Source organism: Streptomyces saintjeani, from assembly GCF_055409605.1.
The window spans coordinates 6,098,150-6,123,678 of the sequence record NZ_CP189624.1 but is presented as its reverse complement, the minus strand read 5'-3'; the positions used below and the strand labels follow the sequence as shown (position 1 = coordinate 6,123,678).

Annotated in this window: 23 protein-coding genes; 8 read left to right on the top strand and 15 right to left on the bottom strand. The window is 70.3% G+C overall.

What is annotated here, in order from left to right; genetic code table 11:
• Positions 1-42: 42 nt before the first annotated feature.
• On the bottom strand, positions 43-951 hold the full coding sequence (locus tag ACQCO7_RS28050) for a LysR family transcriptional regulator (RefSeq protein WP_464074412.1): 909 nt from the start codon (positions 949-951) through the stop codon (positions 43-45).
• Between the two features lie 124 nt (positions 952-1,075).
• Here ACQCO7_RS28050 and ACQCO7_RS28045 point away from each other — a divergent pair, with 124 nt between their 5' ends.
• Both ACQCO7_RS28045 and ACQCO7_RS28040 read left to right on the top strand, forming a co-directional pair.
• A complete protein-coding gene (locus tag ACQCO7_RS28045; protein ID WP_464077307.1) occupies positions 1,076-2,347 on the top strand; it encodes a M20/M25/M40 family metallo-hydrolase in 1,272 nt (423 codons plus the stop codon).
• A gap of 7 nt (positions 2,348-2,354) precedes the next feature.
• Positions 2,355-2,846, top strand: coding sequence for a hypothetical protein (locus tag ACQCO7_RS28040; protein ID WP_464074411.1), 492 nt, complete (start codon positions 2,355-2,357; stop codon positions 2,844-2,846).
• 359 nt (positions 2,847-3,205) lie between these two features.
• Here the strand turns inward: ACQCO7_RS28040 and ACQCO7_RS28035 are convergent, their stop codons facing one another.
• The 8 genes from ACQCO7_RS28035 to ACQCO7_RS28000 all read right to left on the bottom strand — a co-directional run bounded on the left by ACQCO7_RS28035 (position 3,206) and on the right by ACQCO7_RS28000 (position 10,628).
• Positions 3,206-3,823, bottom strand: coding sequence for a response regulator (locus ACQCO7_RS28035; RefSeq protein ID WP_464074410.1), 618 nt, complete (start codon positions 3,821-3,823; stop codon positions 3,206-3,208).
• Positions 3,820-4,938, bottom strand: a complete 1,119-nt coding sequence (locus tag ACQCO7_RS28030; protein WP_464077306.1) for a sensor histidine kinase — start codon at positions 4,936-4,938, stop codon at positions 3,820-3,822. The genes ACQCO7_RS28035 and ACQCO7_RS28030 overlap by 4 nt, the downstream gene beginning before the upstream one ends.
• A 62-nt stretch (positions 4,939-5,000) precedes the next feature.
• Positions 5,001-5,741 carry an ABC transporter permease gene (locus ACQCO7_RS28025; RefSeq protein WP_464074409.1) on the bottom strand — a complete coding sequence of 247 codons (741 nt, stop codon included), beginning with the start codon at positions 5,739-5,741 and terminating at the stop codon, positions 5,001-5,003.
• Positions 5,738-6,670, bottom strand: coding sequence for an ABC transporter ATP-binding protein (locus tag ACQCO7_RS28020; RefSeq protein ID WP_464074408.1), 933 nt, complete (start codon positions 6,668-6,670; stop codon positions 5,738-5,740). Before ACQCO7_RS28020 ends, ACQCO7_RS28025 begins: the two co-directional genes overlap by 4 nt.
• 118 nt (positions 6,671-6,788) lie before the next feature.
• Positions 6,789-8,885 carry a hypothetical protein gene (locus tag ACQCO7_RS28015; RefSeq protein WP_464074407.1) on the bottom strand — a complete coding sequence of 699 codons (2,097 nt, stop codon included), beginning with the start codon at positions 8,883-8,885 and terminating at the stop codon, positions 6,789-6,791.
• Positions 8,886-9,040: 155 nt separating this feature from the next.
• On the bottom strand, positions 9,041-9,442 hold the full coding sequence (locus ACQCO7_RS28010; protein WP_464074406.1) for a DUF6113 family protein: 402 nt from the start codon (positions 9,440-9,442) through the stop codon (positions 9,041-9,043).
• Entirely contained in the window at positions 9,442-10,344 is a 903-nt protein-coding gene (gene mshB, locus ACQCO7_RS28005; RefSeq protein ID WP_464074405.1) for an N-acetyl-1-D-myo-inositol-2-amino-2-deoxy-alpha-D-glucopyranoside deacetylase, read from the bottom strand. The genes ACQCO7_RS28010 and mshB overlap by 1 nt, the downstream gene beginning before the upstream one ends.
• Positions 10,345-10,433: 89 nt before the next feature.
• On the bottom strand, positions 10,434-10,628 hold the full coding sequence (locus ACQCO7_RS28000; protein WP_010350549.1) for a hypothetical protein: 195 nt from the start codon (positions 10,626-10,628) through the stop codon (positions 10,434-10,436).
• 184 nt (positions 10,629-10,812) lie between these two features.
• Here ACQCO7_RS28000 and ACQCO7_RS27995 point away from each other — a divergent pair, with 184 nt between their 5' ends.
• Entirely contained in the window at positions 10,813-12,948 is a 2,136-nt protein-coding gene (locus tag ACQCO7_RS27995; RefSeq protein WP_464074404.1) for a S9 family peptidase, read from the top strand.
• Positions 12,949-13,104: 156 nt separating this feature from the next.
• Here ACQCO7_RS27995 and ACQCO7_RS27990 read toward each other — a convergent pair whose 3' ends face one another.
• From ACQCO7_RS27990 to ACQCO7_RS27965, 6 genes are all read right to left on the bottom strand, one after another.
• The gene (locus ACQCO7_RS27990; RefSeq protein WP_464074403.1) at positions 13,105-14,190 is read right to left on the bottom strand and encodes an ABC transporter ATP-binding protein; all 1,086 of its coding nucleotides are present in this window, start codon (positions 14,188-14,190) and stop codon (positions 13,105-13,107) included.
• On the bottom strand, positions 14,183-15,157 hold the full coding sequence (locus ACQCO7_RS27985; protein WP_464074402.1) for an ABC transporter ATP-binding protein: 975 nt from the start codon (positions 15,155-15,157) through the stop codon (positions 14,183-14,185). Before ACQCO7_RS27985 ends, ACQCO7_RS27990 begins: the two co-directional genes overlap by 8 nt.
• Before the next feature lie 349 nt (positions 15,158-15,506).
• On the bottom strand, positions 15,507-16,475 hold the full coding sequence (locus ACQCO7_RS27980; RefSeq protein WP_464074401.1) for an ABC transporter permease: 969 nt from the start codon (positions 16,473-16,475) through the stop codon (positions 15,507-15,509).
• Positions 16,468-17,391, bottom strand: a complete 924-nt coding sequence (locus tag ACQCO7_RS27975; RefSeq protein WP_464074400.1) for an ABC transporter permease — start codon at positions 17,389-17,391, stop codon at positions 16,468-16,470. Before ACQCO7_RS27975 ends, ACQCO7_RS27980 begins: the two co-directional genes overlap by 8 nt.
• Positions 17,392-17,397: 6 nt before the next feature.
• Complete coding sequence (locus tag ACQCO7_RS27970) at positions 17,398-19,038, bottom strand: peptide ABC transporter substrate-binding protein (protein ID WP_464074399.1); 1,641 nt, start codon at positions 19,036-19,038, stop codon at positions 17,398-17,400.
• A 204-nt stretch (positions 19,039-19,242) separates the two neighbouring features.
• Entirely contained in the window at positions 19,243-19,593 is a 351-nt protein-coding gene (locus ACQCO7_RS27965; RefSeq protein WP_464074398.1) for a helix-turn-helix domain-containing protein, read from the bottom strand.
• A gap of 424 nt (positions 19,594-20,017) precedes the next feature.
• Here ACQCO7_RS27965 and ACQCO7_RS27960 point away from each other — a divergent pair, with 424 nt between their 5' ends.
• The 5 genes from ACQCO7_RS27960 (at position 20,018) to ACQCO7_RS27940 (ending at position 25,448) form a co-directional block, all read left to right on the top strand.
• Positions 20,018-20,557 (top strand): hypothetical protein, encoded by a 540-nt coding sequence (locus tag ACQCO7_RS27960; protein ID WP_464074397.1) that lies wholly within the window; start codon positions 20,018-20,020, stop codon positions 20,555-20,557.
• Positions 20,558-20,789: 232 nt separating this feature from the next.
• Positions 20,790-22,586, top strand: coding sequence for an ABC transporter substrate-binding protein (locus ACQCO7_RS27955; protein ID WP_464074396.1), 1,797 nt, complete (start codon positions 20,790-20,792; stop codon positions 22,584-22,586).
• Positions 22,583-23,614 (top strand): ABC transporter permease, encoded by a 1,032-nt coding sequence (locus ACQCO7_RS27950; protein ID WP_464074395.1) that lies wholly within the window; start codon positions 22,583-22,585, stop codon positions 23,612-23,614. Before ACQCO7_RS27955 ends, ACQCO7_RS27950 begins: the two co-directional genes overlap by 4 nt.
• A complete protein-coding gene (locus ACQCO7_RS27945; RefSeq protein ID WP_464074394.1) occupies positions 23,611-24,495 on the top strand; it encodes an ABC transporter permease in 885 nt (294 codons plus the stop codon). Before ACQCO7_RS27950 ends, ACQCO7_RS27945 begins: the two co-directional genes overlap by 4 nt.
• Entirely contained in the window at positions 24,492-25,448 is a 957-nt protein-coding gene (locus tag ACQCO7_RS27940; RefSeq protein WP_464074393.1) for an ABC transporter ATP-binding protein, read from the top strand. Before ACQCO7_RS27945 ends, ACQCO7_RS27940 begins: the two co-directional genes overlap by 4 nt.
• Positions 25,449-25,529 lie beyond the last annotated feature (81 nt).

The window sequence follows — 25,529 nt, the reverse complement described above, 5'->3', positions numbered from 1 at the left end:
TTAGGGCGTTGGCGAACTGGGGCGTTTTTCAGGGGCGTTGGCTCATCCAGCGCGTCCCGTGAGCCGGTCGAGATCTGTGGCCCGCAGCAACTCCCTTAGCTCCAGGGCCGCCTGGAGCGGTCTCGCCGGCAGAGCCACATGGACCGTGCGCCGCAGTGTGCGGTCCGTCAGGGGGCGCAGAGCGAGTTCCGCGGGGACCGCCCAGGCCGCCAGCGACGGGACCAGCGCGACGCCGAGTCCTGCCGCGACGTACCCGAACTTGCCTGTCCACTCCGCGATGCGGATCACCTTCCGGGGGCTGAACCCCGCCCGCGCGCACGCGTCCGCGAGCATCGTGGGGCGGTCGCCGTACGCGTTCTGGACCCAGGGTTCGTCACGGAGTTCCCGCAGATCGACGGTGTCCTCGGCGGCCAGGGGGTGGGTGCTCGGGAGGGCGACGAGGAGGTCGTCGGCGCACAGGGGGGTCGTCGTGACGCCGTCGGCCGAGGGGAGGCCGTACGGGTAGTCGCTGACGACCGCGAGGTCGAGCGTGCCGTCCGCGAGGCGGTGCATCAGGGTGTCCGTCGGGCCCTCTACGGCGATGATCTCGACGTCCGGGCGGGTCTCCTGGAGGGCGCGGAGGGCCGCGGGGACCAGGGAGACGTTGGCGGTGGCGAAGGCACCCACGTGCAGGAGGCCGCCGCTTCCCGCGTGCAGGACGGCCAACTCTCGTTCCGCGCGGGTGAGTCGGGCGATTACCTCGACGGCGTGGCGGTGCAGGGAGCGGCCGGCGGGGTTGAGCCGTACGCCTCTCGGGAGGCGGTCGAAGAGAGGGCCTCCGGCCTGGCGTTCCAGGGTCGCGATCCTGCGGGACACCGCGGACTGCGTGTAGTCGAGGCGGGCGGCGGCGCCGGTGAAGGAGCCCGTCTCGGCCACGGCCACGAGCAGTTTGAGCGCGTCGATCTCGAACACCGGTCCTCCTGGGTATTCCTGAGGCTCATCGATCCCATGCAATCTAGTCGCTGGTGGAATGCCTCGCCCGGCCCTAGCGTCGGTCGTACGCCAACTCCCAGGGGGAACCGTGCTGTTGACGGCGATGCTCGACGATCTGCGGGAACTCGTGCTGTGCGAGTCCTTCTCCGGTGACCATGCGGCGGTGCGGCGCAGCGCGGAGGTGGTCGGGGCGGTGGGTGCGCGGCTGCTGGGCGCCCCGCCGGAGACGGTCGTGATCGGTGGGGTGAGCCATCTGCGGTGGCGGTTCGGCGAGTTGACGGCGACTCCGCGCGTGCTGGTGCTGGGGCATCACGACACGGTGTGGCCCGTCGGGTCGCTGCGTCGGCTGCCCTGGTCCGTGGCCGACGGGGTCGCCCGGGGGCCCGGCGTCCTCGACATGAAGGCCGGGCTCGTGCAGATGTTCCACGCGCTGGCGTCGCTGCCGTCCCTCGACGGGGTGTGCGTGCTGGTCAACGGTGACGAGGAGGTCGGGTCGAGCACGTCACGGGAACTGATCGAGGAGGAGGCACGACGGTCCGACGCCGCGTTCGTGCTGGAGGCGGCGGGGGACGGGGGCGCGCTGAAGCTGGCACGGAAGGGAGCGGCCCGGTACGAGGTCGTGGTGCGGGGGCGGGCGGCTCATGCCGGGGTGGAGCCGGGGCGGGGGGTGAACGCGGCGGTGGAGGCGGCGCATGTGGTGTTGGCCGTTGCGGGGATGGGGGGTGGGGAGGGGGGCGTCGGCGCGGAGGCCGGGGGCGGGACCGGGGCCGTCGGCACGGAGGCCCAAGCCGAGGTCGGGGGCGTCGGTGCGAGGGGTGGGGGCGGTGGTGTTCTTGCGGGTACGACCGTGACGCCCACTCTTCTGTCGTCCGGTACGTCCCGTAACACCGTGCCCGACCTGGCCCGGATCTCCGTGGACGTGCGTGTTCCCGACGTCGCCGAGTACCGCCGTGTCGACGCGCTCATGCGGGGGCTCACCGCGCGGACGCCGGGCGCGCGGGTCGAAGTGCTGGGCCTCGGGGGGCGTCCGCCCATGGAAGCCTCCGCCGAACTGTTCGCCCTCGCCGCCCTGGTCGCCGCGGGGCTCGGTCAGGAGCCTCCCCGGGGTGTCGCCGTCGGCGGGGTCTCGGACGGCAACTGCACGGCGGCCATGGGCTGTCCGACGCTGGACGGGCTCGGTGCGGTCGGCGGGGGTGCGCATGCGGACGGGGAGCATGTCGAGGTGGGGTGGATGGTGCCGCGTGCACGGTTGCTCGCGGGGTTGGTGGCGGCGGTGCTGCGTACGCCGTGCGGGGAGCCCGGGGCCGGGAACTCCCGGGTTCCTCCTCCTCGTGCCTCTTCCCCTCGTACCCCTCGTACTCCCCGTGAAAGGTGACGTGACCATGCGCCAGCCCATCGATCTCGGCCTCGGCCGGCACTGCGGGAACCATCCCGTCACCGGGCCGATCGGCGCGGTCCTCCAGATGTTCCGCCGGCTGGGCCTGGCCCTCGCCGCGCTGATCGTCGTCCTACTGGTCGTCAACAGACCGTCGAACGCCCTGCTCAAGACCGCTGTCACGGTAGCCGTCGTCCTCGTCGTGTACGGCCTCCGGCTGGCCTGGCGTCGCCTGTCGGCCCGGTTCGGTCTCAGCCGGTGCTACCTCTACACCGGCGGCCTGGTCGTCACGAACCTCCTCGGCGGCGTACGCGACGCGGTCGCCTGGAGCGACGTGACCACGCTGAACAGATCCGCCGGTCTCGCGGCCGGCGCGACGTTCAACCGCTTCGTGATCTCCCGCAACGGCTCGCCCCCGGTGACGTTCTTGGCGCTGGGCCTGACCCCGGCACTGGCGAAGGAACTGCCGGACAGGGCGGCACGGAACGGCATCGTGTAGGGGTGCACGCCGGGAGCCGGGACGGGAGAGCCGGGGCCGGGGAGCCACCCCCCGCCCCCGACTCCCGACCGCGTCCTGACGCCGTACCGTGCCGCGCCCCTGGCACAGCACCGGGCCGCATCCCCAACTCCACACCCTGGCCGTCCCCCTGGCGCTGGACACGAACTGGCCCCACACCCGAACACCCGCCCCTAGCTCCCCACGTCTGGTCACGCACACCGACCCCGACCCTCACCCCAGCCGCACCCAGCACCCACCCCACGTCCCACCACGCGCGCCAGAGGCCCCGCCCCCTCACCTCAGTCGCCGCCCGACACCCACCCCATCCGCCCGCACCCGCCAGGGAACCCACCTCTCCCCTACAACCACCCCTTCTCCCGCGCTATCCGCACCGCCTCCACCCGATTCCTCGCCGCCAGTTTCTGGATCGCCATCGAGAGGTAATTGCGGACAGTCCCCTGCGACAGCCCCAGCTCCGTGGCGAGTTCCGCGTTCGTCCTGCCGTCGGCCGCCGTGCGGAGCACCTCGCGTTCGCGGTCGGTGAGGGGGTTCGCGCCGTCGGCCAACGCCGCCGCCGCCAGCGTGGGATCGATGACCCGCTCGCCCGCGAGCACCTTACGGATCGCCTGCGCAAGCTGCGCCGCAGGAGCGTCCTTGACCAGGAACGCGTCCGCGCCCGCCTCCATCGCGCTGCGCAGATAGCCGGGGCGGCCGAAGGTCGTGAGGATGACCAGCTTCATCCCCGGGAACTCGCCGCGCAGTCGGGCCGCCGCCTCGATCCCCGTCGCGCCCGGCATCTCGATGTCGAGGAGGGCGACGTCGAGGCCGGGGTGCGCGCGGGCGGCCGGCAGGACCTCGTCGCCGCGCGCCGCCTGGGCGATCACCTCGATGTCGTCCTCCAGGCCGAGCAGCGCGGCGAGGGCCTCACGGACCATCGACTGGTCCTCGGCGAGGAGAACCTTGATCGTGCGGGTCATGGGGCGGATCCTACGGGGACGCGGGCGACGAGCCGGAAGCCGTGTTTCGTGCCGGTCGTCTCCAGCGTGCCGCCCGCTTTCTCCAGGCGTTCGGTGAGCCCCGTCAGCCCGTTGCCGGGCATGCCCGGCGAGCCGCCGGAGCCGTTGTCCTCGACGACGAGTTCGAGGAGGGGCCCGTCGAGGGTCTGGCGCCGGACGAGGTCGACGCCGCACCGGCTCGCCCCGCTGTGCCGGACGACGTTGGTGATCGCCTCGCGCAGCGCCCACGCGAGCGCGGACTCGCTGTCCTCGGACACCCCGTCGAGCGGGACATCGACCGGGAGCCGCACCTCGACCCCGGCGGCCGTCAACGCGACCTGCGTGCCCGCGAGTTCGGCGGCGAGCCGGGGCCTGCGGTAGCCGGTGACGGCCTCCCGGACGTCGACGAGGGCCTGCCGGCTGACCTGCTCGATGTCGGCGACCTGCGCGGCGGCCTTGTCGGGGTGGCCGGGGAGCATCCGCCCGGCCAGCTCACTCTTGAGGGTGATCAGGGAGAGGGAGTGGCCGAGCAGGTCGTGCAGGTCCCTCGCGAGGCGCAGGCGTTCCTCGTTGGCGGCGAGGTGGGCGACCGTCGCGCGGGCCCGGCGCAGTTCGATGGTGGTCCGCACGAGCTGGCTCACGCCGGTCATCGCGAACCCGATGAGCAGGACCAGGATCAGCAGGTCCCCGGCGTCGGCGAACCCCGCGCGCAGGCCGGCCAGCATCATCAGCGCGCCCGTGCCGGGCACCGCCCAGTACGCGGCGCGCAGCGGGAGGGCGATGCCGCAGGACACGGAGACGTAGCAGTACAGGCCGAGCCAGGCGGAGCCGAGGGTGAGGGAGAGGACGGTCGCGAGGACGGCGAGGAAGCCGATCAGGGAGGCGACCCGGACCGTCGGCCAGGGGGCCTCGCCCATGTTGCGGAACAGGAGGGAGAGGTAGACGGCGACGAACGCGCCGAGTCCGAGCCAGCCGCTGGCCGTACCGGCGGTGGTGTGGTCGCCGGTCAGCAGGTCGTGGACCGGGGAGCTGAGGAAGACCAGCCAGATGCCGATCCACAGCACCTTGCGCCGCCACAGGTCGCGCCTGCCCGCCATCGGCTGGCCGAGCGGGATCAGCTGGGTCCGCTCGGTGCCGTCGTTCGTCGCGCTCACGGTGTTCAAGCCTTCAGCGTGTCCTTCCGGTACAGCCACGCCGCGCCGCCCGTGAAGAGGACGAAGAACACGGCGAGGATGGCGACGTCCGTCGCGCGCGGCAGCTCGCTCTGCTCGATGGCCCGGCCGAGCGCGGCGTACGCGTGGGTGGGAACCCACTTCGAGACGTCCTGGAGCCAGCCGGGGAACGTCGTCGTCGGCATCCACAGGCCGCCCAGGATGGACAGGCCGAAGTAGGTGATCATCGTGATCGGGCGGACCGCGTCACCGGTCGCCACATAGCCGAGGGCGACGCCGAGCGCGGCGAAGACGAGGCTGCCCGCCCAGATCGCGGCGGTGAGGACGATCCACTGCCAGGCGTCCAGCCGTACGTCCTTCACGAGGGCGGCGACGGCGAACACGACGACGATCGACGGGAGGCTCACCACGGCCGCGCTGGCGGTCTTCGCGAGGACGTAGCCCCGGCCGGGGAGCGTGGTCAGCCTCAGCTGCCGTGTCCAGCCGTTCTCGCGCTCCTTGGCGATGCGCTCGCTGTTGCCGGTGAGGGCGGCGGTGAGGGCACCGAAGGAGGCCATGGAGACCATCATGTAGGTCGGGAGGGTGAGGCCCGTGCCGTCGACCTTGTCCTTGGTGTTCGCGCTGCCCGCGATCAGGAGGAACAGGGCGGCGGGGTAGATCACCGAGAAGAACAGGAACTTGCGGTTGCGCAGGGCGCGGGAGAGTTCGAGCCGGATCAGACTGTTCATCGGGTGCGTGCCTCCTCGGCTTCGGTGATCGCCACGAACGCCTGCTCCAGGCCGAGGCCGGTGACTTCGAGGTTCCTGGGGTAGAGGCCGGTGCCGTACAGGGCGTGGACGGTCGCGTCGGCGTCGGTGGACTGGATGCGGACCGTGCGGCCCGAACCCGCGGCGGAGCCGCTGTTGGACACCGTGAGCGCGGTGAGGAAGGGCAGGTCGCGCAGGGTCTGCGGGATCTCGCCCGCAAGGTCGAAGGAGATGCGGCGGGCGCCCGCCTTGGCCTTGATCTCGGCGGCCGTGCCGTCGGCGAGGAGGCGGCCCCGGTGCAGGACCAGGACGCGGTCGGCGATCGCGTCCGCCTCCTCCAGGTAGTGCGTGGCGAACAGGACCGTACGGCCCTGGTCGGCCTGTTCGCGCATGGTCGCCCAGAAGCCCTGGCGGGTCGTGACGTCCATCCCGGTCGTCGGTTCGTCCAGGACGATCAGGTCGCTGTCGCCGGCCGTGGCGAAGGCGAAGCGGACGCGCTGGGCCTGGCCGCCGGAGAGCTTGTTCACCTTGCGGTCGGCGATGGCGGTGATGCCCGCGCGGGCCATCACGTCGGCCGGGCGGTAGGGCCGGGGGTGCAGGTCGCAGGCGAGGCGGACGAGTTCGGCGACCGTCACCTCGTCCATCAGGCCGCCGCTCTGGAGCATCGCGCCGACCTTGCCGGCGACGATCGCCTCACGCGGCGTCGTACCGAACAGGCGGACGCTGCCGCTGTCCGGGGTCTTCAGGCCGAGCAGGAGGTCGAGTGCGGTGGACTTCCCCGCGCCGTTGGGCCCGAGCAGCGCCACGGTCTCCCCCGGGCGCAGGTCCAGAGTCAGTCCGTCGACGGCGCGGACCTCGCCGTACGCCTTGCCGACCTGGTCGAACGCGACCACCGAAGCTGTCGTTGTCATGCGTCCATGGTCGCTTCGCGGACCTCGTCACGCACAGTGTCGGACGTACGGAATGCCGCATGACAGAAGTCATGCGGCACCCCGGTACGAATGTCCTCGGTACGAATGTCCTCGCAGGTCAGCTCGGGTCGGTCTCGATGGCCACGGTGCGCTCCGCGGTCGTCTTGCCGACCAGGGCCTTGCGCAGGGCGTTGACCACGTCCTGCGGCAGGACGTCACGCTTGCCGGTGGCCGTCGTGACCTTGACCCCGGCGAAGGTCGACCCGTAGATCTCCTTGAGCGCTTCGAGGTTGTACGTGTCCACCAGCTTGCCGTCGACGGCCTTGAAACCGATGATCTTCGGCAGGGACTTGGCGCCGAACTTGATGCTCTGCGCGCCGCCCGGCGTCTGGATGATGACGACCTCGGACATCGCCGGCTCGGCGAACTCCTTCATCATCCGGTCGACCTCGGCGTTGGAGACCGTCGGCTGCTTGGTCGTCGTGGGGACGGCTACCGGGGCCGCGGCGCCGGTCTCGACCTGCTTGCGGTACGCCTCCTCGACGGCGGGGAGGGCCTTGGCGGTGTCGACGCCCTTGCCGGGCTTGCCGTAGACGGCGACGGCCTTGCCGTCCTCGAACGTGATCGTGCCGTCGGAGGACGAGGCCGAGCCACCGGCCGCGCTCTCCAGGGCCGCCTGGAGCTTCTCCTCGTCGACCGGCATCTCGGGCTCGACGACGCGCTGCTGTCCGAAGAGGGCGCCGACCACGGTGACGGGGTTGTAGTCGCTCTTGGCGACCGAGTCGACGGTGGACGGGATGTCGAACTGGAGGCCCGCCTGGTCTGGTTGGAGCGTGACCTGCTTGCCGCCGACGTCCAGCTTGAGCTTGGTGTTCAGCGCGCGCGTGCCGAAGGCGTCGTCGAGCTTCTTGACAGCCTGGTCGCGCGTGGAGCCGCCGATGTCGACGCCGAGGACGGTGGTGCCCTTGGGGACGTCGGAGTGGTTCAGGAGCAGGCCCGCGCCGTACACGCCCGCGCCCGCGACGACGACCAGGCCGGCGAGCAGGGGCAGCTTGCTGCGGCCCTTCTTCTGCTTCTTGCCCTTCGCGGGCGCCGTCTGCTTCGGCGGGGCGCTCTGGCCGGCCGGGGGGACGACCGGGATGCCGCTGGTCAGCGTCTGCCCGGAGGGTCCCTCAGGGCCGGGGCCGCCGGGGCGGAAGCCGTTCGGGCCCGGGTTCGGGACGAGCTTCTGCGGCGTCAGGATCGCCGTGTCGTCGCTCAGTCCGCCGCCGGGGAGCCGCCCGGTGCCGGGAGCGCCGGGGGTGGCCAGGCCGTTCATCAGACCGGGGCCGCCGGGCCCTGGAGCCGTGCCGGGGGCGCCGGGTCCCGCCTTGGGGACGGCCACACCGCCGGTCACCGGGCCCGCGGTGGGGCCCATGGGCGCGCCCGGGTCCGGGTAACCGCCGTTCGGGGCGGAGAAGTTGTGCTGGTCGGAGAAGTCGTGCTGGGCCGTCGTGCTGCTCTCGGGCTCCGCGAAGTACGGCAGGTCGTCGCGGGTGGGCTCCGGCGCGCTCGCGCGCGGGGTGGTCGCCGCGAGGACCTCGGTCACGTCGAAGGAGCCGGTGCCGCCGCCGTGGCCGGGCGCGACGGGGCCGCCGGTGGCGCCGCCGGGCAGGCCCGAACCGTTGGTGCCTCCGGGGCGCTTGCCGGGGGCGGACATCGAACCGACCACGCCGCCGGGGCGTGCGCCGCCTATGGCGCCTCCCGCCGGTCGTGCGCCCGCCGTACCCGGGGCCGTACCTGGGGCGGACGGCTGTCCGCCGTTCGTACCGGACGAAGCGCCGGGCATCCCCGCGCCGTTGGTCTTCGGGCCCGAGGATCGGCGCGGCGCGAACCAGTCGTTCTTCTCGGCGGCGGGCTCGGGCGCGGGCGCCTCGGTGGCCTGCGCGGGGACGGACGGCTGCGGCTCGGCGGCCGTCTCGTCGCCCTCTCCCTCGCCGACGGGCTTGCGCACGACGACCGGCGGAATGGGCCGGGATCCGGGGATGTTGATGCGGATCCGGGTCGTCACCGTGGTCTCGGTCTTGCGTTCCTCCGGCTGGGCGGCCGAACGGCCCGCGTCCGCACCGCCGTCGGACACCATCGGCGTCCCGTACGGCGGTGTACCCGACGGGTACGCGGCTCCCCCGCGCCCGTTGGTGGGCCCGGAGGACGGAGTGTCAGTTTCACGACTCAAGGCAGGCTTCTCCAGGTTGGCTCCGCCGCCCGCCACGACCTCACGGGCAGCTCGGCGGCGCGCACCACCATACTGGCCACTTCCGCCACCGATCCCACGAGCGCCGGGGAAACCCACACGGGATACGCACGCTCATGCCACGGCGAAGTGGTACGTCACTTCCCAAGTCGGGCGTCGGGGCCGATCGGTTGCCTCCCGGCACCAAGGGTGGCGCAGATCACAGCTGTTGCCATGCCGCCGAGCAGGAAGAGGTACGAGCCGCCGCCCGCCGCGAACAGGAAGTCGCCCTCGGGACGCCCGGCCGTCAACAGCACGACGGCGATCATCCACCCGGCGGCGGGAGCGACGGCCCCCGCGCGCATGCCGGTCGCCCGCGCGCCGCCGAGGAACAGTCCCGCGGCTCCGGCGAGCGCGAGCAGGAGCCCGCCGGGGAACCAGCCCGCCTGGACGAGGGAACCGGCGGCACCGGTCGCCGCGCCGAGCAGGAGGAGGCCGAGGTAGGCCACGATCCGGGCCGCGGACGGGGGTTTGAGGGGCTGGGCGAGGTCGATCGACATCAGACCTCCAGCCCGGCGAAGAGGTCGGTCTCGCGGCCCCGAGCGTCCATGCCATCCGTGTCGTCCGTGCCGTCCACGCCGCGCGCCCCGCTCTCTCCGCGCGCGAGTTGGTAGTACTCCGTCGTGAACAACGGCTGCGCGAGGTAGTTCGACAGGATGAAGTACCGCCCCCCTGGCTCCACTTCGAGCTGTGTCGCGTGCGCGCGCATGGCGGTCACCTTTGCGTCCGCGTACGGTCCGCCGTCGATCGCCGTGGTGATCAGTCCGTCGTCGACGACTCCGGGGACGTCGGCGATCTCGCCCGCCTTGTCGAACGGCAGCGCCGGGAGGTCTTCTTCCAGCCTCGCGAACGCGCCCTCGGCGACCGCGCGCGGGACGCGGTTCCAGTAGACCTTCGCGACGGGTACACCCTCGGCGTCGGCGAGCTCGGCCGCGCGCATGGCGACGCGGTGCGCCTGGATGTGGTCAGGGTGGCCGTAGCCGCCGTTCTCGTCGTACGTGACGAGCACCTGGGGCCGCACCTCGCGGATGACGTCGAGAAGCTGCCCCGCGGCCGTCTCGACGTCCGCCTGCCAGAAGCACGCGGGGTCGTCGTTGTCGGCGGTCCCCATCATCCCGGAGTCGCCGTAGCGCCCGGCTCCGCCGAGCAGGCGTACGTCGTCGACGCCGAGCGCGCGCATCGCGTCGGCCAGCTCCTGGCGGCGGTGCGCGCCGAGGGCCGCGCCGGACAGGTGGGCCAGTCCGGGCGGGATGACCTCGCCGCGCTCCCCCAGCGTGCAGGTGACCAGCGTCACCCGCGCGCCGTCGGCCGCGTACCGGGCCATGGTCGCGCCGTTGTTGATCGACTCGTCGTCCGGGTGCGCGTGCACCAGGAGGAGCCTGCGGGAGGGGAGATCCGTCATGGGGTCAGCCTACGAGGGACCGGAACGTGATCCCTCAGAGGCTCTCGAAACGGACAGGACTGATCAGCGCCGATCCGGGCAGGCGGACATCAGAACTTGAGGTCTCCGATCATGCTCGCCACGCTCGTCGTCAGATCGCTGATCGTCGGAGCGATCGTGGAAGACGCCAGATAGAAACCGAGCAGGATGCACACGACGGCGTGACCGCCCTTCAAGCCCGACTTCTTGACCAGCAAGAAGACGACGATCGCCAGCAGCACCACCGCCGATATCGAGAGTGCCACGGCGGCTCACCTCCAAGAACCCGGGTACCAGGGGAACAGAGCGGGAGAACGTGTAAATCCATACAACAGCCAGCAGGTTCATACCCACGCAGCGGTAGTGATCATAGCTACGGATATGCGCGCATCCTTCGGCGCACGGACGCGCAAGGGGGCGCGCGGCCAACATGCCTCGTAGGGTCGGGACATGACCATCGAGAGCGGTTCTCCCGCCGACTCCTTCCCCCGGCGGCACGCCCGTACCCAGCGGTTCACCCTCGGCGCGCCGCGTTCGTTCAGCGCCGCGCCGGGCGGAGAACGTGTCACGTTCCTGCGCTCGCCCTCCGGTACGGACCGTGCGAACGCCCTGTGGGTCCTCGATCCGGCGGACGGCTCCGAGCGCCTCGCGGCCGATCCCGTCGCCCTTCTCGGGGGCGCCGGCGAGGACCTTCCGCCCGAGGAGCGCGCCCGCCGCGAACGTACCCGCGAGGGTGGCGCCGGCATCGTCGGATACGCCACCGACGCGGCCGTCGAGCTGGCCTCTTTCGCCTTGTCAGGGCGGCTTTTCACGGCCGATCTGCGGGCCTGCACGGCACGCGGGCTCCCCGTCGCCGGACCGGTGATCGACCCCCGTCCGGCACCCGACGGGAGGCACGTCGCGTACGTCGCGGGCGGCGCCCTGCGGGTCGTCGGCGCGGAGGGGGACGGCGACCGCGCGCTCGCCGAACCCGAATCGGCGTCCGTCACCTATGGATTGGCCGAATTCATCGCCGCCGAGGAGATGGACCGGCACCGGGGGTTCTGGTGGTCGCCGGAGTCGGACCGGCTGCTCGTGGCGCGCGTGGACGACACGCCGGTGAAGCGGTGGTGGATCTCCGACCCGGCCCATCCGGAACGTGAGCCACGGCACATTCCGTACGCGCAGGCGGGCACCGAGAACGCGATCGTACGCCTGTTCGCGCTGGGCCTCGACGGGTCCCGCACGGAGGTCGTCTGGGACCGTGCGCAATTCCCGTACCTGGCGCGTGTGCACTGGTCAGCGGCGGGTGCGCCGCTGCTGCTCGTGCAAGCGCGCGACCAGCACAGCCAGCTGTACCTGGCCGTCGACACCGACTCCGGGGCGACCCGGATGGTGCACGCGGACGAAGATCGGATTTGGCTGGATCTTTTCCCCGGCGTGCCCTGCTGGAGCCCTTCCGGACAGCTCGTCCGCATCGCCGACGAGGGCGGCGCGCGCGTGCTGGCCGTCGGGGAACGTCCGCTGACGACGGCGCAGTTGCATGTGCGAGCGGTCCTGGACGTCTCCGGCGACGACGTGCTCGTGTCGGCCTCCGCCGGGGAGGAGGCCGACCCCGAGACCGGCGAGGTGCACGTCTACCGCGTCAACGAGCTGGGCGTGGAGCGCCTTTCGCAGGAGCCCGGCGTCCACTCGGCGGTGCGCTCAGGGGACGTCATGGTCCTCGTGTCGGCGACCCTGGAGCGCCCCGGGTCCGTCGCGCGCGTCCTGCGGGACGGCAAGCCCGTCACGACCGTCGCCTCGTACGCCGAAGATCCCGGTCTGTCCCCGCGCGTTCAGCTCACCCAGGGGGGCGCACGCCGGATTCCGTGCGCCGTGCTCATGCCCCGGGACCATGACGGTGTCACTCCTCTGCCGGTGCTCCTCGACCCGTACGGCGGTCCGCACGGCCAGCGCGTCGTCTCCGCGCACAACCCCCACCTCACCTCGCAGTGGTTCGCCGACCAGGGGTTCGCGGTCGTCGTCGCCGACGGGCGCGGTACGCCGGGGCGGTCGCCGGCCTGGGAGAAGGCCGTCCGCGACGAGCTCGCCGCTGTCGTCCTGGAGGACCAGGTCGACGCCCTCCACGCGCTCGCCGGGGAGTTCCCGCTCGACCTGGGCCGGGTCGCGATCCGGGGCTGGTCCTTCGGCGGCTACCTGGCCGCGCTCGCCGTCCTGCGCCGTCCCGACGTCTTCCACGCGGCCGTCGTCGGCGCGCCCGTCACCGATCTGCGCCTGTACGACACCCACTACCAGGAGCGCTACCTCGGCCACCCCGCCGAGCAGCCCGACGTCTACCGGCGCAACTCCCTCGTGGACGACGCCGGACTGGTCGACGCGGCTCCCGTCCACCGGCCGATGATGATCATCCACGGCCTCGCGGACGACAACGTGGTCGTCGCACACTCCCTGCGCCTGTCATCGGCCCTCCTGGCCGACGGACGCCCGCACGAGGTGCTGCCACTGTCGGGGGTCACACACATGACACCCCAGGAGGAGGTGGCGGAGAACCTGCTGAGGCTCCAACTGGACTTCCTGAGGCGGTCGCTGGGGTTGCCCCAGGGCTGAGGCGGGTACGGCAACGGGCCGGGAGACATGGCGCTCCCGGCCCGTTTACGGCACCCGCACGGCCGTACGCTGTTCAGCTTGGAGCGTCCGTATATCGGAACCGGGTCGGGAAAGTTGCCTGCGCGTTAACGCGGTTACTGTGCGTTTGGGTTGATTTCAGGGTGCATTTCCTTGATCGTCTTCCGGCGGGACGACCCCCGGCGCGGAGCGCCTGATGGATAGCGCCTCCTCCGCGAAGTGACATGCCGAGTCGTGTGCCGCCGGGCCGCTGACGTCTCTGAACTCCGCCGGGACCGCCAGCAGCGGGACCTCCAGTTCGCATCTCTCCCGCGCCTTCCAGCAGCGCGTGCGGAAACGGCATCCCGACGGGACGTTCGTGGGGGACGGCACGTCGCCGGAGAGGATGATCCGCTCCCTGTGCTCCCTCGCCGCCGGGTCCGGGACCGGGACCGCCGACAGCAGCGCCTGCGTGTACGGGTGCGTGGGGTGGTCGTAGATCTCCGCGTCCCTGCCGATCTCCACGATCCTGCCGAGGTACATCACGCCGACCCGGTCCGAGATGTGCCGGACGATCGACAGGTCGTGCGCGATGAACACGTACGACAGGTCGAACTCGCTCTGGAGGCGCTCCAGCAGGTTGATCACCTGCGCCTGTACGGAGACGTCCAGCGCCGAGACCGGTTCGTCCGCGACGATCACCTCCGGGCGCAGCGCCAGGCCCCTCGCGATGCCGATGCGCTGACGCTGTCCGCCGGAGAACTGGTGCGGGTAGCGGTTGATGTACTCCGGGTTCAGGCCGACCACGTCCAGGAGGTCCTGGACCCGTCTGCGCCGGTCGCCCTTCGGGGCCACCTCGGGGTGGATCTCGTACGGTTCGCCGATGATGTCGCCGACGGTCATGCGGGGGTTGAGCGACGTGTACGGGTCCTGGAACACCATCTGGATGTTCCGGCGCACCGACTTGAGCGCCTTGCCGGAGAGCTTGGTGATGTCCTCGCCCTTGTACTTGATCGCCCCTTCGGTGGGGCGCTCAAGATTGACCAGCATCTTGGCGACAGTTGATTTGCCGCAGCCCGATTCCCCTACGATCCCGAGGGTCTCTCCACTGTTGACGGCGAAATCAACACCGTCAACCGCTTTGACCGCACCGACCTGTTTCCTGAACAGGATGCCTTGAGTCAACGGGTAATGCTTGACCAGTCCAGTGACTTCGAGGATCGGCTCAACTGTTGAATCAACCATTGAGGCACTCCCTCCAGAAGTGGCAGGCGCTGGTGCGGTGTTCGCCGGCGTCGTGCAGGGGCGGTACATCCGTCCGGCAGATGTCTTGAGCCATCGGACAGCGAGGGTTGAACGCGCAACCCGTAGGGATGTTCATCAAGTTGGGCGGCAATCCCTTGATCGCGTACAGCTCCTGCCCCTTCTGGTCAAGACGGGGGATGGAATCAAGCAGTCCGCGTGTATAGGGATGAGCCGGTGCTTTGTAGATGTCGTGCACCGGTGCCTGCTCGACGATCCGGCCCGCGTACATGACGGCGATCCGGTCGGCGACGTCCGCGACGACCCCCAGGTCGTGGGTGATCAGGATCAGGCCCATGTTGAACTCGCGCTGCAACTCCGCGAGCAGGTCCATGACCTGGGCCTGGACGGTCACGTCGAGGGCCGTGGTGGGTTCGTCGGCGATGATCAGCGCGGGTTCGAGGGCCATCGCCATGGCGATCATGATGCGTTGACGCATACCGCCGGAGAACTGGTGGGGGTACTGCCGTACACGTTCCTTGGCACCGGGAATCCGTACCCGGTCCATGAGTTCGACGGCCTTGGCGCGGGCGTCTTTCCGGGACATCCCCCGGTGCACCTCGAACATCTCACCCAGCTGATCCCCCACGGTCAGCACGGGATTCAGCGAAGACAGCGCGTCCTGGAAAATCATCGCCATCCGCGCGCCCCGGATCTTCCGCCGCTCCTCCTCCTTGAGCTTCAGCAGATCCTGCCCCTGGAACAGGATCTCGCCCCCACCGATCCGTCCCGGCGGCACATCGAGAATCCCCATGATCGCCTGAGCGGTCACGGACTTCCCCGACCCCGACTCCCCCAACACGGCCAGCGTCTCCCCGGCCTCCACTCCGTAGGACACCCCGTTGACCGCCTTGGCGACCCCGTCCCGCGTACGGAACTCCACATGCAGATCACGCACTTCGAGCAACATGACGTCGCTTCACCTCACTCCGGACGGGAACGGACGGGAACGGACGGGAACGGACGGGAACGAACAAGCGGGGACGGGGAGATGGAACCGAGGAGGGAAGAAACAGCGAGCGACCCGGCCGGACGCGCGACGCGCCCCGACACGGGGAACACGGCCCCGGACGGGAAGACCGCGCAGGACCGCGAGACGCACCGCAGCCGGACATAGGTCGCGCCGCCCTGATACGCATCGCCCAACCCGGACCCCGTCCCCCATCCGCCCCCGGAACGGACCGCCGACTCCCGGCCCTGCCGGACACAGCCCGCGCCGGCGCCGTACGCGGCGCCCGCCCACTCCCGCCTCACCGCCCTCACCTCAGCTTCGGATCAAGGGCGTCCCGTACCGCGTCGCCCAGCATGATGAACGCCAGGACCGTGATCGCGAGGGCGCCGGAGGGCCACAGGAGGGCGTGGGGGGCGTTGCGGACGTAGGGGGAAGCGGCGGAGATGTCGATGCCCCACGACACGCTCGGGGGTTTCAGGCCGACGCCGAGGTACGAGAGCGTCGCCTCCAGCGCGATGTACGTGCCCAGCGCGATCGTCGCCACCACGATCACCGGGGCGATCGCGTTGGGGGCGATGTGGCGCAGCAGCATGCGGGAGTTGGAGGCGCCGAGCGCCCGCGCGGCCTGGACGTAGTCGTTCTGTTTCGCCGTGATCACCGAACCCCGGGCGATGCGGGAGATCTGCGGCCAGCCGAGCAGCACCATGAAGCCGATGACCGGCCAGATCGTGTTGCTGGTGACGACGGACAGCAGGACCAGCCCGCCGAGGACCACCGGGATCGCGAAGAAGATGTCGGTGATCCGGGAGAGGACGGAGTCCCAGATGCCGCCGAAGAACCCGGCGAGGCCGCCGAGGACGCTGCCGAAGACGGCGACGCCGAGGGTGGCGAGGACGCCGACGGCGACGGACGTGCGCGCGCCGTACACCGTACGCGTGTAGACGTCGCACCCCTGCCCGTCGTACCCGAAGGGATGCCCGCCGGAGGAGCCCTGCTGGGCCTTGCCGAGGTCGCACTTGAGCGGGCTCCCCGACGCGATGGCCGACGGCCACAGGGAGACGAAGACCAGGAAGAGGATGACGAGCGCGGAGAGGATGAAGACGGGGTTGCGGCGCAGGTCGCGCCACGCGTCGGACCACAGGGAGCGGGGTTTCTCGGAGGGCCCCTGAGGGCCGCCGCCCCCCTCCAGGCTGGCTCCCTCGCTCACCGCGAGGTCCATCGCCGCGCCCATCCCGGTCCCGGCGATCACCCCCTCGGGTTCCTGGGGTTCAGGCATAGCGGATCCTCGGGTCGAGTACGGCGTACAGGAGGTCGACGAGCAGGTTCGCCACCAGGAAGACGAGCACCAGCACGGTCACGAAACCGACGACCGTCTGCGTGTTCTGGCGAAGGATCCCCTGGTAGAGCTGGTATCCGACGCCATGGATGTTGAAGATCCGCTCGGTGACGATCGCCCCTCCCATGAGCGCCCCGACGTCCGTGCCGATGAACGTGACGACGGGGATGAGGGAGTTGCGCAGCAGGTGCCGGACGACGACACGCCGCCGCGGCAGCCCCTTGGCGATGGCCGTACGGACGTAGTCGGCGCGCCGGTTCTCGGCGATGGACGTCCGGGTGAGCCGGGTGACGTACGCGAGGGACACGGACGCCAGCACAAGACCGGGGACGAAGAGTTCGCCGAACCGCGCGTCCGTGGAGACGGACGGTTTGATCCACCCCCACTCGACGCCGAGCAGCAGCTGGAGCAGCAGACCGGTGACGAAGGTGGGGACGGAGATGACGACGAGGGTGACGAGGAGTACGGCCGTGTCGATCGGCTTGCCGCGCCGCAGCCCCGTGACGACGCCGAGTGCGATGCCGGCGACGATCTCGATGAGGATGGCGACGATCGTGAGGCGGATCGTGACGGGGAACGCCGTCGACATCAGCTCGGTGACCTTCTGGCCGTTGAACGCCGTACCGAAGTCTCCGGTGAAGACGTTCCCCATGTAGGTCAGGTACTGCTGCCAGACCGGCTTGTCGAGGCCGAACTCCTTCTTGAGCTGGGCCGCGGTCGCGGGGTCGCACTGCCGGTCGCCGCACAGGCCGGCGATGGGGTCGCCCATCACGTTGACCATGAGGAAGATCAGCAGCGTGGCGCCGACGAAGACGGGCACCATCTGGAGCAGGCGCCGGACGACGTAGCGTCCCATGACGGGTCAGCCGACCTTGATCTCGTTGTAGACCGGTACGGAGAACGGGTTGAGCTTGACGTTCGAGAGGCGGTCCGAGTAGCCGGCGCTGCCGTTCTGGTACCAGAGGGGGATGGCGCCCATGTTGTCGCGCAGGACCTCTTCCGCCTTCTGGAAGTCGCCGACGGCCTTGCCGGTGTCGGTCTCCGCGTTCGCCTGGTCGACGAGCTTGTCGAAGTCCTTGTTGGACCACTGGCCGTCGTTGGAGGAGGCGTCGGTGTAGTACAGCGGCTGGAGGAAGTTCTGGATGAGCGGGTAGTCCATCTGCCAGCCGGCGCGGAAGGGGCCGCTCATCTTGTGCTGGGTGATCTGGTTGCGGAAGTCGGCGAAGGTGCCGATGGGGTTGCCGACGCACGCCTTGTCGTTGCCGAGGGCGTTGTTGATGGAGTTGCAGACGGCGTCGACCCACTGCTTGTGGGAGCCGGTGTCCGCGTTGTAGCTGATCTTGACCTGGCCGCCGGGCAGCCCGCCGGCCTCCTGGATCAGCTTCTTCGCCCCGGCGGGGTCGTACTTGCAGGCGTCGCCGCACAGGCCCGCCTTGTAGCCGCCGGTCTCGCCGAGCACCGGGGAGGTCCAGTCGGTGGCGGGCGTACGGGTCTTCTGGAAGATCGTGTCCGTGATCTGTTCACGGTTGATCGCCATCGACAGGCCCTGCCGGAGTTTCTCACCTCCCGCCTTGTTCCAGTTCTTGTCGTAGAACGGGAACGCGAGGGTCTGGATGATCCCGGCGGGTGTGTTCAGGTAGCGGTCGCCGAGGTCGCTCTTGACGTTCTTCAGCTGCGCGGCGGGCACGTCGTCGACGAGGTCGAGGTTGCCGGCCATCAGGTCCGTGTACGCCGTGTTGTTGTCGGTGTAGACCTTGAGGGTGACGCCGCTGTTCTGGGCCTTGTCGGTGCCGGGGTAGGCGTCCCACTTCTTCAGGGCCATCTGGGAGCCCTTGGTGTACGAGTCGATCTGGTACGGCCCGTTGCCGACCGGCTTCTTCAGCCAGCCCGCGTGGTCGGTGAAGAACGCCTGCGGCAGCGGGACGAAGGCGTTGTAGCCGAGCGTGTCCGGGAACGTCGAGAACTTCTGCGAGAGCTTGATGGTGAAGGTCAGCGGGCCGGTGACCTTCAGTCCGGAGAGCGTGTCGGCGGTCTGCGCGCTGCCGTCCTCGGGGTGCGCCTTGGCGAAGCCGTCGATGTACGAGAAGAAGTACGCGTTCTTCTGGTTGTTCTTGAGGCTCGCCGCGTAGTTCCAGGCGTCCACGAAGGACTTCGCGGTCACCTTCTCGCCGTTGCTGAACGTCCACCCGTCCTTGACGGTGACCGTGAAGTTCTGCGAGTCCGTCGTCTCGATCTTGTCGGCCAGCATGTCGTTGGCCTTGCCGGTCTCGGGGTCGTACCGCTTGAGTCCCCGGAAGGTCATGTCGAGGACCTTCCCGCCCTGCACCTCGTTGGTGTTGGCGGGTTCCAGCGGGTTCTGCGGGTCGCCCCAGGACGCGGTCAGCACCCCGCCGCCGCCCCCGCTCCCGCCCCCGCCGCCGTTGTCGTCCCCGCCACATCCCGTCGCCACCAGGGCGACCGCCGCCGCCCCTACGACCCACTTGGCGTGCGTGGCTCCACGCATGGATGCCTCCCTCTGTGCACTGCGTCTGTCCGCGCCTTGTCGGGGGCGGCGGGCACTGTCCGTTACCGGCCACTATCACCAGAGGTTGGACATACAGCACATTTAGGGCGTCCGTTCGCGGGACGGGGGGGTGCGCCACGGGTCGTACGCCGGGTGCGCCGGCGCCGTACGGAACATCCGCCCCGTACGGCGCCGGCGCGGCGGTCAGCGCACTCCGGCCAGGCGTCTCGCCGGCAGGGCGCGGCGCGCCTGGGTGCCCGGCACCCGGAACGCCACCTGGACCGTTCCCGTCGGGGAGAGCGCGATGAGGAGGTTGGCGGACATGGCGGAGGCGAGGCGCTCGAGGAGCGGGAGCGTGGGGACGGCCCTGCCTCGTTCGAGGCGGGAGAGGGCGCCCTGGCTCATGCCGGCCTGGGCGGCGAGGCGCTCCTGGGTGAGGCCGAGTTCTACGCGGCGGGCCTTGACCGCGGCGCCGAGGGGGGTGCCGAGGCAGTCCCAGCCGGAGCCGGCGCGGGTGGCGTGCTGGATACGTGGTTCTTCGGTCTGGACGACCATGTTTCTTCATCTCCCCGTGGTGACGGCGCCGAAGCAGTGAGCGCCGATGCCCAGGGGACACCCGCGACACGGGGGGTGGTTCCTCGTTTGGGCAACTTTTGAGGTTCACCGGAGGGAACCATTCCGGAGGGTGTTTATACCGAGGAAGGCATACGCCCCCAAGATGTGAACCAGGTCACATTATTCGGCTCAGACATAGGGGCGAATCACCCCCAGTGCCGCCAACTCCACCACCCCCGTCGACACTATGGGCGTTTTGCCGCGCGCCCCCGTCTCCGTGTCAACCCCTCCCCCAACTCCCCTGCCGCACAACCCGGTTGTCACCCCGCCCGCCCCACGGCCAACCTTCACCTCGCCACGGCGCCGGGACCTGCGACCCGGACCACCGCCGCCGGTGAACCGCTCATCGAAGGGAACCGATTCCGTGCGGAAAATCGCCAGCTCCGTCGTCGCGTCCGCCATCCTCGCCGGCGGTGTCGTGGCCGTCTCGGCGGGCCCCGCCTCCGCCGCCTGCCCGCCCGACGCGGGCACCCGCTACACGATCACCAACAAGTCGACGGTCCGTCAGTCCTCGAACCTGCACAGCGACTGGATGTACGACGACCTCGGCGGCACCCTCACGTACAACAAGACGACGACGGCGGCCGTCAACGCGAGCGGCACCGCGACCCTCGGCACCGAGGCCGGTGTCATCTTCGCCAAGGCCAGCACCTCGTTCAGCGTCACGGTCGGCAAGACCTGGACCAAGTCGAGCAGCTGGTCGTACACGATCCCGGCGAAGAACAAGGCGGGCAAGACCAAGGTCCGCATGACGATGTTCCACGAGTCGAAGAAGTTCCTCGCGACGAAGTACGCGTACCACTACGACGCGCACTGCAAGTACATCGAGAAGAAGGTCTGGGCGAAGTGGATCACCGCTCCGGTGAAGAAGGACAGCAACGTCTGGGGCCTGGAGTGGAAGTAGTCCTGACGGGACAGTGAGATGAGACGGCTCGCCGGTGAGGTCACCGGCGAGCCGTCAACGTTTCACCAGCCACGCTTCACCGGTCTCGACCATTGCCGTCCGACAATCCGATCAACGCCGCGTTTCCGCAGGCCACACGGGGTGCACGCATCGTTGACGACGGCTTCCGCGCCCTGGTACACCGTCCGACAACCGGTCCCTGTGCGAGTCGTGTGAAGCGAGGTCATGTGCGATGAACCGACCCGGGCGCCTCCTGACGGCCGCCACCCTCACCGCGTCACTCCTCCCCGTGTTCGCCGGAGCACCTCAGGCGTACGCGAAGGACGATACGAAAGTACTCACCATCGCCGTCGCCCAGAGCGTCGACTCCCTGAGCCCCTTCCTCGCCACCCGCCTCGTCAGCACCAGCCTCCTGCGCCTCACGTACCAGTACCTGACGGACTACGACCCCGGCGACGCGCACGCGGTCCCGGGCCTCGCGACCAAGTGGTCCGCCTCCCCCGACAAGCTGACGTGGACGTACACGATCCGCTCGGACGCCAAGTGGTCGGACGGCGAGCGGGTCACCGCCGAGGACGCGGCGTGGACGTTCACGAAGATGATGACGGACCCCAAGGCGGCCACCGCGAACGGGAGTTACGTCACGAACTTCGCGCGGGTGACGGCCCCGACGCCGACCGAACTGGTCGTCAGACTGAAGAGCCCGCAGGCGACGATGACCGCCCTGGACATGCCGATCGTCCCCAAGCACGTGTGGGAGAAGGTCGGCGACTTCTCGAAGTTCAACAACGACAAGTCGTTCCCGATCGTCGGCGACGGCCCGTTCGTCATCACGGACTACAAGCCCGACAGCTACGTCCGCCTCAAGGCCAACAAGGACTTCTGGCGGGGCGCCCCGAAGTTCGACGAGCTCCTCCTCAAGTACTACAAGGACGGTGACGCGGCGGTCGCGGCGCTCCAGAAGGGCGAGGTCTCCTTCGTCAACAACCTCACCCCGGCGCAGGCGAAGTCGCTCTCCACCCAGCAGAACATCAAGGTCAACGACGCTCCCGGCCGCCGCTTCTACGCCCTCGCCGTCAACCCCGGCGCCCGCGCGAAGGACGGCACCCGCTTCGGGGACGGCCACCCCTCCCTCCTCGACCAGCGCGTCCGCCAGGCCCTCTTCCGCGCGGTGGACCGCACGACACTGATCGACAAGGTCTTCCAGGGCCATGCCGTGGAGGGAGAGGGCTACATCCCGCCCCGCTTCATCGAGTACTACTGGAAACCCTCCCCCGCCCAGAAACTCTTCTACGCCCCGGAGCGCGCCGCCCAACTCCTCGACCAGGCGGGCTACAAGAAGAACGCGGACGGCCGCCGCCTCGGCAAGGACGGCAAGCCGATCACGTACCGCATCCTCTGCCACGCGACGGACCCCAACGACAAGGCGGTCGGCCAGTACCTCAAGGAGTGGTGGGACAAGCTCGGCATCGGCGTCCGTCTCGACTGCCTCGACAACGTCACCGACCCCTGGCTCGCCGGCACCTACGACCTCGCCTTCGACGGCTGGTCGGTCAACCCGGACCCGGACTACGTCCTCTCCATCCACACCTGCGCGGCCCTGCCCGCGACCCCCAAGGACACCGGCGCGACCGACAACTTCATCTGCGACAAGCAGTACGACGCCCTGTACGCACGGCAGTTGGCCGAGTACGACCCGGCGAAACGCGCCGACCTGGTGAAGCGGATGGAGTCGCGGCTGTACGACCTGGCGTACATGAACGTCATGGCGTACCAGAACTCCGTCGAGGCGTACCGCACCGACCAGATCGCCTCCATCGAGACGATGCCGAAGGCCGCCGGGAACATCTACGGACAGGACGGGTACTGGAGTTGGTGGTCGGCGGTGCCGGCCGCGTCGTCCGGCACGTCCTCGTCGGGGATGTCCGGCGGGGCGATCGCCGGGATCGTCGCCGGGGCCGTGCTCCTGGCCGGGGCCGGGGTGTTCCTCGGGCTGCGGCGGCGCGCGGGGGCGGAGGACCGGGAGTGAGCGACACGGTCGCCGTCGTCGTCGGGGAGGCGCGCAGGCCGAGGGCGTCGAGCGGCTATCTCCGGTACGGCGCGGGCAAGGTGGGCGGGGCGGTCGTCTCGCTGCTCGCCGTACTGGTCACCGGGTTCTTCCTGTTCCGGCTGATCCCGGGCGACCCGGTGAAGACGATGACCGGGGGCCGGCCGGTGTCGGCGGAGCAACTCACGCAGTACCGCAGGGAGTTCGGGCTCGACCTGCCGGTGTGGCGGCAGTTCACGGACTACTGCGGCAAGGCGCTGACCGGTGACCTCGGGACGTCGTACCAGTTCCGGACGCCGGTCGTCGACAAGATCGGCGAGGCCCTGCCGAACACGCTGCTGCTGACCGGGACGGCGTTCGTCCTCTACACGGTCCTCGGCATCGCCCTCGGCACGCGCTCCGCCTGGCGGCACGGCGGACTCGGTGACCGCTTCAACACCGGTCTGGCGCTGGTCCTTTACTCGGTGCCGTCGTTCTGGCTGGGGCTGCTGCTGATCATCGTCTTCGCGGTCGGGGCGGGTCCGGTCCCGGGCCTGTTCCCGACCGGCGGGATGGAGACGGGCGGTGAGGAGGGGTTCGCGTATGTCCTGGACGTGGCCCACCACTTGGTGCTGCCCGTCGTCACGCTCGTCGCCGTCGAGTACGGGCAGACGCTGCTCGTGACGCGGTCCGCGCTGCTCGACGAGATGGGCAGCGACTACCTGACGACCGCGCGCGCCAAGGGACTTCGGGACGCGGTCGTCCGGCGCCGCCATGCCGTGCCGAACGCGCTGCTGCCGACGGTGACCCTCGTCTTCGTCAACCTCGGCCGGACCGTCGCCGGGGTGATCCTGGTCGAGACGGTGTTCTCCTGGCCGGGCCTCGGCGGGCTCTTCTACCAGGCGCTCAGCGTCCCCGATCTCCCCCTGGTCCAGGGCCTGTTCCTCTTCTTCGCCTCGGCGGTGATCGTCATGAACACCGTCGCCGACCTCGTCTATCCGCTGCTCGACCCGAGGGTGGCCGCCCGATGACGACCATGGCCTGGCAGCGGCGACGCCTCGGCGCCGTACGCTTCTGGAACACCTACCGCACGCACCGCGCGGGCCTGTTGGGGCTCGCCGCCCTCACCGCGTTCGCGCTCGTCGCCCTCACCGCTCCCCTGACCGTCGGCGCGGACGTCACCGGCGTGACCGACGCCCCCGGGCAGCCCCTGGAGAGCCCGAGCGGCGAGTTCTGGCTCGGCACCGACCGCTACGGCCGCGACCTGCTCGGCCTCGTGCTCTGGGGCTCGCGGGTGTCGCTGCTCGTCGGGCTGCTCGCGGCGGTCCTCTCGGTGACCATCGGCACGCTGATCGGGGTGACCGCCGGGCACTTCAAGGGCGCGTACGCGACCGTCGCGATGCGGGTCACCGACTGGTTCCTCGTCATGCCCGCGCTGGTCCTCGCGATCGCCCTCGCGACCGTCCTGTCCCGGTCCCTCGGGACGGTGATCCTCGCGATCGGCGTGACCTCCTGGCCGACGACAGCCCGTCTCGTGCGCGCGCAGACGCTGGCCGTCGAGTCCCGGCCGTACATCGAGCGCGCCACCGCGCTCGGCGGCGGGCACCGGCACATCATGGTCCGGCACGTCCTGCCCAACGTCATGCCGCTGGTGCTCGCGCAGACGACGCTCATGGTGTCGTCCTCGATCCTCGCGGAGGCGACCCTCGCGTTCCTCGGACTGGGAGATCCGACTGTCGTGTCCTGGGGCGGACTTCTCCAGGAGGCCCGGGAGGCCGGCGCCGTGAGCGCGGGCGACTGGTGGTACCTCGTGCCGCCCGGCATCGCCATCGCCGTCGTCGCGCTGGCGTTCACACTGTGCGGGCGCACGGTCGAGTCCGTGCTCAACCCCCGGCTGGGGGTGGGGCGTTGAGCGTCCTTGAGGTACGGGATCTGCGGGTGACGTACGCGGGCGGGTTCGCGGCGGTGCGGGGCGTCGACCTCGATCTGACGTCTGGTCAGAAGCTGGGTGTGGCCGGGGAGTCGGGGTGCGGGAAGTCGACCCTCGCCCTTGCGCTGCTGCGGTTGCTGCCTGCCGGGACACGGGTCGAGGGGCGGATCCTGCTGGACGGCGAGGACGTCCTCGCGATGCGCTGGGGGCGGCTGCGGGCCGTCCGCTGGGCCGGGGCGTCCATCGTCTTCCAGGGCGCGATGCACTCCCTCAACCCCGTCCACCGCGTGTCCGACCAGATCGCCGAGCCGATCGTCCTGCACAGCGGGGTGACGGCAACTGCCGCCCGCCGCAAGGCCGGTGAGCTGCTGGAGCAGGTCGGGCTGCCGACGGCGCGCGGACGCTCGTACCCCCACGAACTCTCCGGGGGGCAGCGCCAGCGCGTGATGATCGCGATGGCCCTCGCGTGCGCGCCGGACCTGATCGTCGCCGACGAGCCGACCACGGCGCTGGATGTCATGGTCCAGGCCCAGATCCTGCGGCTCATCGAGGGGTTGGTGGCCGAGGAGGACCTGAGCCTCATCATGATCAGCCACGATCTGGCGGTCCTCGCGGAGACGTGCGACCGGCTCGCCGTGATGTACGCGGGGCGGGTGGTGGAGGAGGGTCCGGCGCGGGAGGTCTTCGAGGGGGCCCGGCATCCGTACGCCCGCGCTCTCGCGTCGGCGTTCCCCCGGGTCGGGGACCCGGCGGCTCGGTTCGCGCCACGGGGGTTGCCCGGGGATCCGCCGGATCCGTCCGACCTGCCGGGCGGGTGTGCGTTTCATCCTCGGTGCGGGGTGGCGTTGGAGGTCTGCGGGCGGGAGGACCAGGTGTTGCGGGGGGCGGGGGTGGGGCGGGTGGCTGCTTGTGTGCGGGTGGGGGAGGCGCTGTGAGGGGTGGGGCCGGCCGTTGCTCGCACGGGGTGCCGACCCCGGCCATCAACGGCCCGCCGTTGCTCACGCGGGGTGCCGGGT

What these genes read in the sequence shown, in the direction of transcription:
- ACQCO7_RS28045 (WP_464077307.1), top strand. Translation starts at nt 1,076, where the DNA reads ATGCTCGACGATCTGCGGGAACTCGTGCTGTGCGAGTCCTTCTCCGGT.
- ACQCO7_RS28040 (WP_464074411.1), top strand. Translation starts at nt 2,355, where the DNA reads ATGCGCCAGCCCATCGATCTCGGCCTCGGCCGGCACTGCGGGAACCAT.
- ACQCO7_RS28035 (WP_464074410.1), bottom strand. Translation starts at nt 3,823, where the DNA reads ATGACCCGCACGATCAAGGTTCTCCTCGCCGAGGACCAGTCGATGGTC.
- ACQCO7_RS28030 (WP_464077306.1), bottom strand. Translation starts at nt 4,938, where the DNA reads ATGGCGGGCAGGCGCGACCTGTGGCGGCGCAAGGTGCTGTGGATCGGC.
- ACQCO7_RS28025 (WP_464074409.1), bottom strand. Translation starts at nt 5,741, where the DNA reads ATGAACAGTCTGATCCGGCTCGAACTCTCCCGCGCCCTGCGCAACCGC.
- ACQCO7_RS28020 (WP_464074408.1), bottom strand. Translation starts at nt 6,670, where the DNA reads ATGACAACGACAGCTTCGGTGGTCGCGTTCGACCAGGTCGGCAAGGCG.
- ACQCO7_RS28010 (WP_464074406.1), bottom strand. Translation starts at nt 9,442, where the DNA reads ATGTCGATCGACCTCGCCCAGCCCCTCAAACCCCCGTCCGCGGCCCGG.
- mshB (WP_464074405.1), bottom strand. Translation starts at nt 10,344, where the DNA reads ATGACGGATCTCCCCTCCCGCAGGCTCCTCCTGGTGCACGCGCACCCG.
- ACQCO7_RS27995 (WP_464074404.1), top strand. Translation starts at nt 10,813, where the DNA reads ATGACCATCGAGAGCGGTTCTCCCGCCGACTCCTTCCCCCGGCGGCAC.
- ACQCO7_RS27990 (WP_464074403.1), bottom strand. Translation starts at nt 14,190, where the DNA reads ATGGTTGATTCAACAGTTGAGCCGATCCTCGAAGTCACTGGACTGGTC.
- ACQCO7_RS27985 (WP_464074402.1), bottom strand. Translation starts at nt 15,157, where the DNA reads ATGTTGCTCGAAGTGCGTGATCTGCATGTGGAGTTCCGTACGCGGGAC.
- ACQCO7_RS27980 (WP_464074401.1), bottom strand. Translation starts at nt 16,475, where the DNA reads ATGCCTGAACCCCAGGAACCCGAGGGGGTGATCGCCGGGACCGGGATG.
- ACQCO7_RS27975 (WP_464074400.1), bottom strand. Translation starts at nt 17,391, where the DNA reads ATGGGACGCTACGTCGTCCGGCGCCTGCTCCAGATGGTGCCCGTCTTC.
- ACQCO7_RS27970 (WP_464074399.1), bottom strand. Translation starts at nt 19,038, where the DNA reads ATGCGTGGAGCCACGCACGCCAAGTGGGTCGTAGGGGCGGCGGCGGTC.
- ACQCO7_RS27965 (WP_464074398.1), bottom strand. Translation starts at nt 19,593, where the DNA reads ATGGTCGTCCAGACCGAAGAACCACGTATCCAGCACGCCACCCGCGCC.
- ACQCO7_RS27955 (WP_464074396.1), top strand. Translation starts at nt 20,790, where the DNA reads ATGAACCGACCCGGGCGCCTCCTGACGGCCGCCACCCTCACCGCGTCA.
- ACQCO7_RS27945 (WP_464074394.1), top strand. Translation starts at nt 23,611, where the DNA reads ATGACGACCATGGCCTGGCAGCGGCGACGCCTCGGCGCCGTACGCTTC.